This is a genomic window from Cryobacterium sp. Hz9 (assembly GCF_004402825.1).
Lineage (GTDB): Bacteria > Actinomycetota > Actinomycetes > Actinomycetales > Microbacteriaceae > Cryobacterium > Cryobacterium gelidum.
Window position 1 is genome coordinate 41,795 of sequence record NZ_SOFC01000027.1, and the last position, 9,479, is coordinate 51,273.

Consider the following 9,479-nt stretch of genomic DNA (forward strand, 5'->3'; position numbering starts at 1 on the left):
GGAGGGTGGACGATCGAGTCGCTTTTCCTGAACTGCAGCGATGGGTCAGCCGATGCGGATGAGTTTCTTGTTCACGAATTCGCTGGCACCGTAGCGTCCGAGTTCGCGCCCGAAGCCGCTTCTTTTCACTCCGCCGAACGGTAGCTCCGCGCTGCCGGCGTCGACGAGGTTGACGTAGACCATGCCCGCATCGATGCGGTCGGCAACGCGCAGTGCCTGCTCGGAATCGGTCGTGAACAGGTAGGAGCTGAGTCCGAACGGGGTGTCATTTGCGAGGGCGATGGCGTCATCCTCGGAGCTTGCCCGGTAGACGAATGCTATGGGTCCGAAGAACTCCTCGTGGTATGTGTCGTTATCTCGCGAGACATCGGTGAGCACGCCAGACGGATAGAAGTTACCAGACCGTTTGCCAGTGCTCGCCAGGGTCGCTCCCTGTGCGACTGCGCGCTCGACCTGCTCCGCGAGATGATCGGCCGCGTCGAGGGACGAGAGGGGTCCGTAGTCTGCCCCGGGGACGGTCGGGTCGCTGGGAGAGCACGCCAGGATGGCGGCGGTGAACTTCTCCGTGAACTCATCGTAAAGTTCATCGATCACGATAAATCGCTTGGCGGCGTCGCAGGCCTGCCCGCCATTGCGGAGGCGACCGGCAACGGCGGCATCCACTGCGGCGGCCATGTCGTCGGTGCTCAGCAGAATGAACGGGTCTGATCCGCCCAGCTCCAGCACGACCTTCTTGAGGTGACGACCGGCCACCTCGGCAACGGCCGCGCCGGCGCCCTCCGAACCGGTGAGGGAGACGCCCTGCACCCGCGGGTCGGCGATGATCGTGGCGACCTGCTCGCTGTCCGCGTACACATTGGTATAGGCGCCAGCCGGAAAGCCTGCGTCATGAAAGATTTGCTCAATCGCCGCGGACGACTCCGGGCACTGCGACGCATGCTTGAGGATGATCGTGTTGCCCGTCATGAGGTTCGGTGCGGCGAAGCGCGCAACCTGATAGTACGGAAAATTCCACGGCATGACACCGATCAGCACACCGAGCGATTTGGGGCGCATAAACGCGGAACCCTCGCCGCTGAGCAGGGTGATTGGTTCGTCCTTCAGAAATTCCTGCGCGTTGTCGGCGTAGTACCGGTAGATGTCGGCGGCGTAGTCGACCTCGCCGAGCGCTTGATCGACGGGCTTGCCCATCTCGCGCACGATCATGGACGCCAGCTCGGCGCGGCGCTCCTCATGCAAATCGCCGACCTTGCGCAGGAGTGCGGCCCGCTCGTCGGTTGAAGAGTTCCGTGACCAGCCAACGTGGGCCTTATCCGCCGTTGCGATGACCTGCTCGAGTTCATTTTCCGAAATCTGGGGGTAAGTCTTGATGGTCTCGCCTGTGGCGGGGTTGATAACGGCGTGGTGGCTCACGAGCCACCTCCTTTCACAATCGGGTGGTCTGCCGGAAATTATCGCGTGGTACGAGCCAATCATGGTCGCGGAATTTGTCAAGGCGAATGAGGCCAGTGAGCGTCTAGCTGGCTGGTTTCGTCGCGGAGTGGTCCTCTTATGCTGCTGAGTTGTTGATCCAGACGGTAAGGAATTTAAAAACTTCAGCAACGACCGAAGGGTGACCAGCCCGGTGTCCACTCTATGAAGGGGAGGCCGTTTGGCCGTGTTCTAGACTGCGTGCGGGCCGAATGCGCCTGCTGAGGACGGTTTCCTGCTGCGGTTCGCAACCTCTCCACGACACACCCAGTTGATAAATCTGAGCGAGGACGTTGAATGAGGCGTTTCACGGCAGATGATGCCTGCTTGCTGCTGGCCCGGTTGAGGGAGAGAACACCTTTGGTGCAGCGCCTGACCAACGCGGTGGTGACGAACTTCACGGCCAACGCGTTGCTGGCGATCGGGGCTGCGCCGGCGATGACCGACATCCCCATCGAGGCCGACCAGTTCGCCCATATCGCTTCGGCCACGCTGGTGAATCTGGGCACTCCGCATGCGGAGCAGCGTGCGGGCACGCCGTGGGTACTGGATCCGGTGGCCGTCGGTGTCCTTTCGGTGCGCACCCAGCTGGCCGCTGATCTGCTGGCATACGCGCCCACTGCAGTCCCCGGCAATGCCTCCGAAGTGATTACCCTGACCGGCCTGGGCCGTGGCGGCCGGGGGGTGGACTCGGTCGACACCGCGGAGCAGGCGTTGGATGCCGCTGGCCAGCTTGCCGACCGGTTCGGCTGCGTCGTCGCGATCTCTGGGGCGACCGATTCGGTCACCGATGGAATCGATGTCATCCGCCTCAGCAACGGCCATTCCTACCTCACCCAAGTCACTGGTGGAGGGTGCGCGCTTGGCGCCATAACCGCGGCTCTCCTAGCGGTCGGCGACGATCGTCTTGTTGCCACTGCCGCCGCGACGGCCGTGTATACGATCGCGGCCGAGCGGGCGGCGGTGGGTGACGGCGGTCCGGGGAGTTTTGCCGTCGCGTTCCTTGACGCATTGGCGAGCGTTGACACGGCCGCGATCCGGGCGTCGATAGCGATTTCATAACTGAGTTCAGTAGGGAGACTTTCACGTCAGGCGTGTATCTGGTCACCGACACGGCGTTATGTGGCAGTCGCGGGGTGGTCCGCCGGCCGGCAGACGATTGAGGTTGCAGCCGATCGGGTGGACACCGCCAATACCCACGGAACCGGACGGTCGGTGTCGTCGGCGATGGCGACATCGCAGGCCCGGCTCGGGAGTTGGAGCGCCTCGCTATCGATGACTAAGTCCTGGGTGCAGGAGAGTCTGGAACACGCCGACGAACTCGAGGTCGGTACCGGGCGTGGTCCTATCCACCACTTTCATCGGTTGTGGGCAAGCGGGCCGCCCCAAGGCTGTTGTCTAATCCCCGGTGTACGAGAACCGTCGAGGCCTGCTCGGTGATGTAGGCGTGGTGGCCGGAGATTCGAGGTCAACGAAAGGGATTGTGGGTCAACAAACAAAAACTCCCCCGCATCGCAGCTTGACGACTAGATGAACATCACAGCGTGGTGTGCCTCAACTGGAAATTCAGCTGGCACTGTTGTGCATTGGTGCAGATGGCCTCTGCACAAATTGACGTTGTGTGACGTTGACAGCGCGGTAATACTTCTTAGTGCTTCACGTGATGTGTTTGTCGTCGCATTTATTAGAATGATGCGGGATTCCACGCAGTGTCAAAGCTGACACCAAAGGAGACTCAATTGAGCACGCAAGTTCCCACAAGCCAGGGCGTCGCAGAACCAAAACCGACAGGACTGAAGAAGGTCGTGGCGGCCTCAATGGCCGGCACCGTCGTCGAATGGTACGAGTTTTTTCTGTACGGCTCGCTCGCGACCCTAGTCTTCGGCCGGGTGTTCTTCCCCAATGCCGGCTCGCAACTTGACGGCATCCTCGCGGCCTTTTTGACCTACGCCGTCGGCTTTCTCGCACGTCCAATCGGCGGAATCATCTTTGGCCACTTTGGTGACAAGTTCGGACGCAAACGATTGCTTCAAGTCGCCATTGTTTTGGTCGGCGTATCCTCATTCCTGATGGGATGTCTGCCAACGTTTGACCAGGTTGGCTACTGGGCGCCGGCACTTCTGGTGTTTCTGAGATTTGCTCAAGGCTTTGCAGTCGGCGGCGAATGGGGTGGCGCGGTATTGCTGGTCGCTGAGCACAGTCCCAACAAATCCCGCGGGTTCTGGGCCAGCTGGCCGCAGTCAGCCGTTCCGGGAGGGAATTTGCTGGCCACGGTCGTTCTCTTGGGGCTTTCCGCGACTCTGCCCGAGGAGGCATTCCTCAGTTGGGGCTGGCGAGTCGCATTTTGGCTCTCAGCGGTAATCGTCATTGTCGGGTACTACATTCGCACGAAGGTTCAGGATGCTCCGATCTTCGAAGAATCGCGCCTAAAGGCTGAAGCCGCTCCCACGCCGGGCTACGGTGCCATTGAGGTACTCCGCCGTTACCCGCGCGGTGTCTTCACCGCAATGGGACTGCGATTTGCGGAAAATGTGCTGTATTACCTCGTCGTTACCTTCTCGATCACGTACTTGGTGGTGATCGTCAAGATGGACACAGCCAAGATCTTGTTGCTGATGCTCATCGCGCACGCAATCGAGTTCTGTGTTATTCCGTTGGTCGGGAAACTTTCGGATGCGGTTGGCCGTAAACCTGTCTACCTGACGGGCGCGGTACTGGGCGCGACCTGGGGATTCTTTGCCTTCCCCATGATGGAAACCGCGAATGAACTGATCATTATGATCGCCGTCACGATCGGACTCATGTTCCATGCGCTGATGTACGCCGGGCAGCCAGCGATAATGTCGGAAATGTTCCCCACCCGTATGCGGTATTCCGGTGTTTCACTCGGTTACCAGGTCACGTCGATCGTGGCTGGTTCGCTCGCCCCGATTATCGCCACCGCCTTGTTGAGGGGCACCGGGTCATCAGTTCCGATTGCCGTTTATCTGCTTATCACCTGTGCGGTGACAGTTGTGGCTGTGGTATCCATGAAAGAAACGAGAGGAATCTCGCTTCACGAGGTCGATGCAGCCGATGTAAAAAAGACCGAGGCACTGAAGGTGAGCACCGACGCAAGGTAAAGCGTCACGTAGACGATCCCGGGGCTGCGGCTGAACTGTTGCCCGCAGCCCGGGTTCCCTTGAGTTCAAGGCTTCGTAAGCGCGGTGATTTTGCTTCAGGCGATGGATGGCCGGGATAGCTCGGTCAGCTACGCCCATTTCCGGCCGCACTGTTCCCGTTCGGGACATCCAGTTGCACCTCGACTATTGGCATGCGGGCAGCCTCGCGGTGGAGCGGCTTCACACAAACACCGAACCGCTGACGGAAATCAACGAGGGGCTGGATGCGCCAGCCGCTGGCACCATTATTCGGCGGCTATTTCAGGCATAGCGATTGCGGATCGAAGTGTTGAGATTCTGACAACGCGGTCAAGGCAAGGCCTTGTTCGATTTCGATCATGGTCGACTCGCACATGCGGATTTTTTAGACCGGGGCGAACCGTTACATGTGTGATCGTTCAGCCGCACAGCCCAGGCCGCGATCAACTGTGCCATCTGTGGACCCACGGACCGGGCGGGGTCGCAGTGCCAGTCAGGCCGCCAGTTCGCTCCGGCGCTCGGAGATCTCGTGCCGGATGGCCACAATTGCTGCCCTCACTGCCATGGATCGAAGCGACTCGGCGCGGGCGGCAGCCCTAATTGGCAGCTCTCGGTGGAAGGAATCTGGTAGCACGGGGACAAACTCCGGCCGCCCCCACACCATGAAAGACGGCAGTAATCCGATGCCACTGTGGCGGCGCACGGCTTCGACCTGGGCGAAAATACTGGTGGATTGGAAGCTCGCGGTCGGCTCGGGCAGCTGTGACGAGCGATGCCCCAGCTCGGCGACTTGGAGAGATGACTCAACGTAGGACACAAAATTGTGGTTTTTGATGTCATCAACAGCCTCCGGAGTTCCTCTAACCGCGAGGTATTCCGGACTGGCATACAGTCGGATGAAATAGTTCGTCAAAAAGATCGTCTGCGCTCTACTCGCGTCGATTGGACCCACCACGATCTCTAGGTCAACGCCTGAGCGGTTCTGGTTGATCTTTCTTGTCACGCTGATCATCTCCACATTCAGCTTGGGATGTTCTCGTTGAAGCTTGATCAAGGCGGGGGCGACAAAGGCCGCGCCGAAACCGTCGGGTGTGCTGATTCGTACGAGGCCGGAAAGCGGATCCGCGTCATTCGCCAGCGTTGTGGTGAGAGCGCCCAAACTGTCCTCGATGATCTCAGCTGCACGGACTGCCTGGTTTCCCAGCTCCGTGAGTTCCCATCCGTGCGGGGTTCGTTCGAGGGTGCGCCCACCCAGCCGCTTATCCAGCGCCAGGATCCGACGGGAAATGGTGGTGTGGGTGGTTTCCAACGCCTCGGCCACGGCATTGAATCGCCCCAGGCGCGCCACGGTGAGCAGGATGAGCAGGTCCTCCGGGCTCGGAAACCGCTTGAAATCAACCATCACGCGCCCGCCTTCCTATCAATGGGTGCACCAGTGCATTTGTGCATGAATGCACAGGGCCTCTGTATTTTTCTATCTTGATTGCACCGTAACACGGTGTGATGGTGGATATAAAGGACGTGCGTTTTCGTCAGAAAAGAGCAAAGGAGCTTGCAAATGGCTGCAATTGGATGGATCGGTCTGGGCAATATGGGTGGTCCGATGACGGCAAACTTGGTGAAGGCCGGGCATGAAGTGCGCGGCTTCGACCTGAATCCGCGAGCGCTCGCGACCGCGGCGGCCTACGGCCTCATACCGGCAAGCAGCATCGCGGATGCTGTCTCTGGCGCCGAGGTCGTCTTCACTATGCTGCCCAAGGGCGAGCACGCCATCGCCGTGTACATGGGTGAAGGCGGTGTGCTGGCCTCGGTGAGTCCCGGCACCCTTCTTGTGGATTCCTCCACCATTGACGTTGAATCTGCGCAAAAGCTGCACGATGCAGCAGCCGAGGCTGGATTCCGTTTTGTTGACGCTCCCGTTTCCGGCGGGATCAGCGGGGCTCAGGCCGGAACATTGACGTTCATGATCGGCGGGGAACCCGGCGCCGTCTCTGATGCCAGCACGTTCATCAAGTCGATGTCTGCCAACATCATTCCTACCGGCGGTGCCACCACCGGACAGGCCGCAAAAATCTGCAACAATCTCATGCTATTTATCAATCTCGCGGGGGCCGCTGAAGGTGCAGTTCTGGCCGATCGCCTCGGCCTCGACAAGCAAGTGTTCTGGGACATCGCTTCGGTTTCCTCCGGTGACAGTTGGGCCCTTCGCACGTGGTATCCGATTGCCGGAGTCGTGCCATCCTCCGCCGCTAACACTGCTTTTGCACCGACGTTCACAACAGAGTTGGCCAATAAAGACATCGGCCTGGCTATCGCCGCCGCGCAGGCAACGGATACACCACTCGAAATTGGGGAGCACGTGCAGCAGATGTTCCAGCGCGTTCTTGACGCGGAACAGGGCGGTAAAGACTGCTCGATAATCGTCAAGCTCGTCGACGGAACCCTGGCTCTTGACCAGGAACCGGAACAGGTTCCGGCGCTGGCCCAGGCGCAGGTCAACTGATGACAACAGTCGTGACCTCATCCACTGACCCGCGTCCCGCAATCGCAGAGAGCACTCCTATGCAGCGAATTCCGCACTACATCAATGGTCAAAAGATCACCGACGCCGCGCGTTTTGCCCCCGTCTACAACCCCGCCACCGGCGAGCAAAACAAGGAGGTCGCTCTGGCCTCAGCATCCCGGGTCGAGGAAGCTATTGAGGCCGCCCGTGCTGCACTGCCGGGTTGGCGGGCCACCAGTCTGGCCAAACGCACCAATATTTTTTTCAAGGTTCGAGAGCTCCTCACCGAGCGCAAGTCGGAAATGGCGGCCATCCTCACCAGTGAACACGGCAAGGTGCTTTCCGATGCGGAGGGCGAGATTACCCGAGGCCTAGAGAACATCGAGTTCGCCACCGGACTTTCCCACATGCTCAAGGGCGAGCACTCAGAGCAGGTGTCGACCGGCGTCGATGTTCACTCGGTTCGCCAGCCGGTTGGCGTGGTTGCCTGCGTTACTCCGTTCAACTTTCCGGCCATGGTGCCGCTGTGGATGATCGGCAGTGCGCTGGCCTGCGGCAACACCGTTCTGCTCAAGCCCAGCGAGAAAGACCCGTCTACGGCCATTTTCATTGCCGAGATTTTTTCCGAGGCAGGGCTGCCCGACGGCGTCCTGAACGTCGTCCAAGGCGACAAGGAAGCCGTGGATGCGCTGTTGGAACACCCACAGGTGAAAGCCATCAGCTTTGTCGGATCCACGCCTGTTGCCAAGTCCATCTACAAGCGGGCCGCCGAAAATGGCAAGCGCGTGCAGGCGCTGGGCGGCGCCAAGAATCACATGGTGGTACTCCCGGATGCGGACCTCAACATGGCTGCAGATGCAGCCGTGTCGGCGGCCTACGGCTCAGCGGGCGAGCGCTGCATGGCGGTCAGTGTGCTCGTGGCCGTCGGCGGTATTGCTGATGAACTCGTCGACGCCATCAAGCAGCGGATGGCCACACTAACGATCGGCGCAGGGACGGATGCTTCTTCAGAGATGGGCCCGCTGATCACCGCCGCGCACCGCGACAAGGTTGCCTCGTACGTTGCCGGAGCAGCGAATGAAGGTGCCACCGTTGTGGTGGACGGTCGCCAGCATCAGTTTGATTCAGACGGCTTCTTCATCGGCGTCAGCCTGATCGACCACGTGAAGCCAGGAATGAAGGTGTATGACAACGAGATCTTTGGCCCCGTCCTGTCAGTCGTCCGCGTGGACACCTTTGAAGAGGCCGTTCAGTTGACCAACGAGAACGAGTTCGGCAACGGAGTAGCTCTTTTCACACGTGACGGCGGTGCCGCGCGGCAATTCGAATTTGAGATTGAGGCCGGAATGGTCGGAGTCAACCTACCCATTCCGGTGCCGGTTGGGTCGTTCTCCTTCGGCGGCTGGAAGTCATCACTGTTCGGCGACACCCACATGTATGGGCCGGACAGCATACGTTTCTATACTCGAAGCAAAGTAGTGACCACCCGTTGGCCCGACCCGTCGACGAGTAAGATCGACCTCGGGTTTCCGCAAGTCAGCTGATCTCCAGTCCCAGCATCCGTGGTCTCGGGCACACTCGGACGGAAAATCACCCCGCTGTCCTTCGAAAATATCGTACTCAGACTTGGATCTCACGAGAATGCTCCCGGTTCGTCGCCTCGCGACGGGCATATTGCGCCAGAACGCCATGATCTGTGGTGCCCAAATGCGCAGCCAGATAGTCGGCGACAACCTCCGGGACACCTATGGGGTCAAGAAGAAAAGAGCCTAAGGATCGGACAGTTCCCAGACGGACGGCATCTCCCAGACGATTGTGCTCGCCCCGACGAATATTGACATGTTCTCAATCTGCGCCGTCGAGATGGAAGAACCGCCATGATGTGGAAGAAGAACCTCCCGGCGGGGGTGGTGGTGTCTATTGATCTGTCCAGGACCGGAAGCCGATTCCGTCAAGGTGGTGTTGTTCGGAAGTCGATGTGGTTCTTCACGGTGCGGCTGAGGCGGTCGAGTTTCTAGATGACAAGAGTGTCGCCGTCGCGAAGATGCTCGAGCGGTTTCGTTCGTCCCGAGCGGTCGGGGTAAGAAGAGATACACATTCCTCGTCCGCGTGAATTGGCGGTCATAAGCAGCGCGCTGGGAATGCCATCGGAACGATCGTTATCGAACGCCTCGTCGCAAATCCATAGCGTCGGATATTTGACGAAGTCACAAGCCACCGCTAGAGACCGTCTCTATCGGCTTTGTTGCGTATCCCCCGGGGGGGGTGTGTGAGTGTCGACGTGTTCTTGTGCCATGGTGCTTGCTTCGCGGACGAGAGCCGCGTCGCGGCCGACTTTCGCTGCCGTGATGGCCCCGTCGTAGAGC

8 protein-coding genes are annotated in these 9,479 nt (G+C 59.8%); 5 read left to right on the plus strand and 3 right to left on the minus strand.

What is annotated here, in order from left to right; genetic code table 11:
• Positions 1-45: 45 nt before the first annotated feature.
• On the minus strand, positions 46-1,413 hold the full coding sequence (locus E3N85_RS16095; RefSeq protein ID WP_174722509.1) for an NAD-dependent succinate-semialdehyde dehydrogenase: 1,368 nt from the start codon (positions 1,411-1,413) through the stop codon (positions 46-48).
• 354 nt (positions 1,414-1,767) lie between these two features.
• Between E3N85_RS16095 and thiM the strand changes: the two genes are divergently transcribed.
• The 3 genes from thiM (at position 1,768) to E3N85_RS16110 (ending at position 4,592) form a co-directional block, all read left to right on the plus strand.
• The gene (gene thiM, locus E3N85_RS16100; protein ID WP_134465014.1) at positions 1,768-2,532 is read left to right on the plus strand and encodes a hydroxyethylthiazole kinase; all 765 of its coding nucleotides are present in this window, start codon (positions 1,768-1,770) and stop codon (positions 2,530-2,532) included.
• Positions 2,533-2,592: 60 nt separating this feature from the next.
• Positions 2,593-2,910 (plus strand): bifunctional hydroxymethylpyrimidine kinase/phosphomethylpyrimidine kinase, encoded by a 318-nt coding sequence (locus E3N85_RS16105; protein WP_255453915.1) that lies wholly within the window; start codon positions 2,593-2,595, stop codon positions 2,908-2,910.
• A gap of 299 nt (positions 2,911-3,209) precedes the next feature.
• Entirely contained in the window at positions 3,210-4,592 is a 1,383-nt protein-coding gene (locus tag E3N85_RS16110) for an MFS transporter (RefSeq protein ID WP_304991385.1), read from the plus strand.
• Positions 4,593-5,103: 511 nt separating this feature from the next.
• Here the strand turns inward: E3N85_RS16110 and E3N85_RS16115 are convergent.
• The gene (locus E3N85_RS16115) at positions 5,104-6,012 is read right to left on the minus strand and encodes a LysR family transcriptional regulator (RefSeq protein ID WP_134465032.1); all 909 of its coding nucleotides are present in this window, start codon (positions 6,010-6,012) and stop codon (positions 5,104-5,106) included.
• 156 nt (positions 6,013-6,168) lie between these two features.
• Here E3N85_RS16115 and mmsB point away from each other — a divergent pair, with 156 nt between their 5' ends.
• Together mmsB and E3N85_RS16125 are read left to right on the plus strand one after the other, a co-directional pair.
• The gene (mmsB, locus tag E3N85_RS16120) at positions 6,169-7,113 is read left to right on the plus strand and encodes a 3-hydroxyisobutyrate dehydrogenase (protein ID WP_134465016.1); all 945 of its coding nucleotides are present in this window, start codon (positions 6,169-6,171) and stop codon (positions 7,111-7,113) included.
• A gap of 59 nt (positions 7,114-7,172) precedes the next feature.
• Positions 7,173-8,657, plus strand: coding sequence for a CoA-acylating methylmalonate-semialdehyde dehydrogenase (locus tag E3N85_RS16125; RefSeq protein ID WP_134465018.1), 1,485 nt, complete (start codon positions 7,173-7,175; stop codon positions 8,655-8,657).
• A 76-nt stretch (positions 8,658-8,733) separates the two neighbouring features.
• Here E3N85_RS16125 and E3N85_RS17210 read toward each other — a convergent pair whose 3' ends face one another.
• Entirely contained in the window at positions 8,734-8,946 is a 213-nt protein-coding gene (locus tag E3N85_RS17210) for a DUF4158 domain-containing protein (RefSeq protein WP_134465034.1), read from the minus strand.
• Positions 8,947-9,479: the final 533 nt, after the last annotated feature.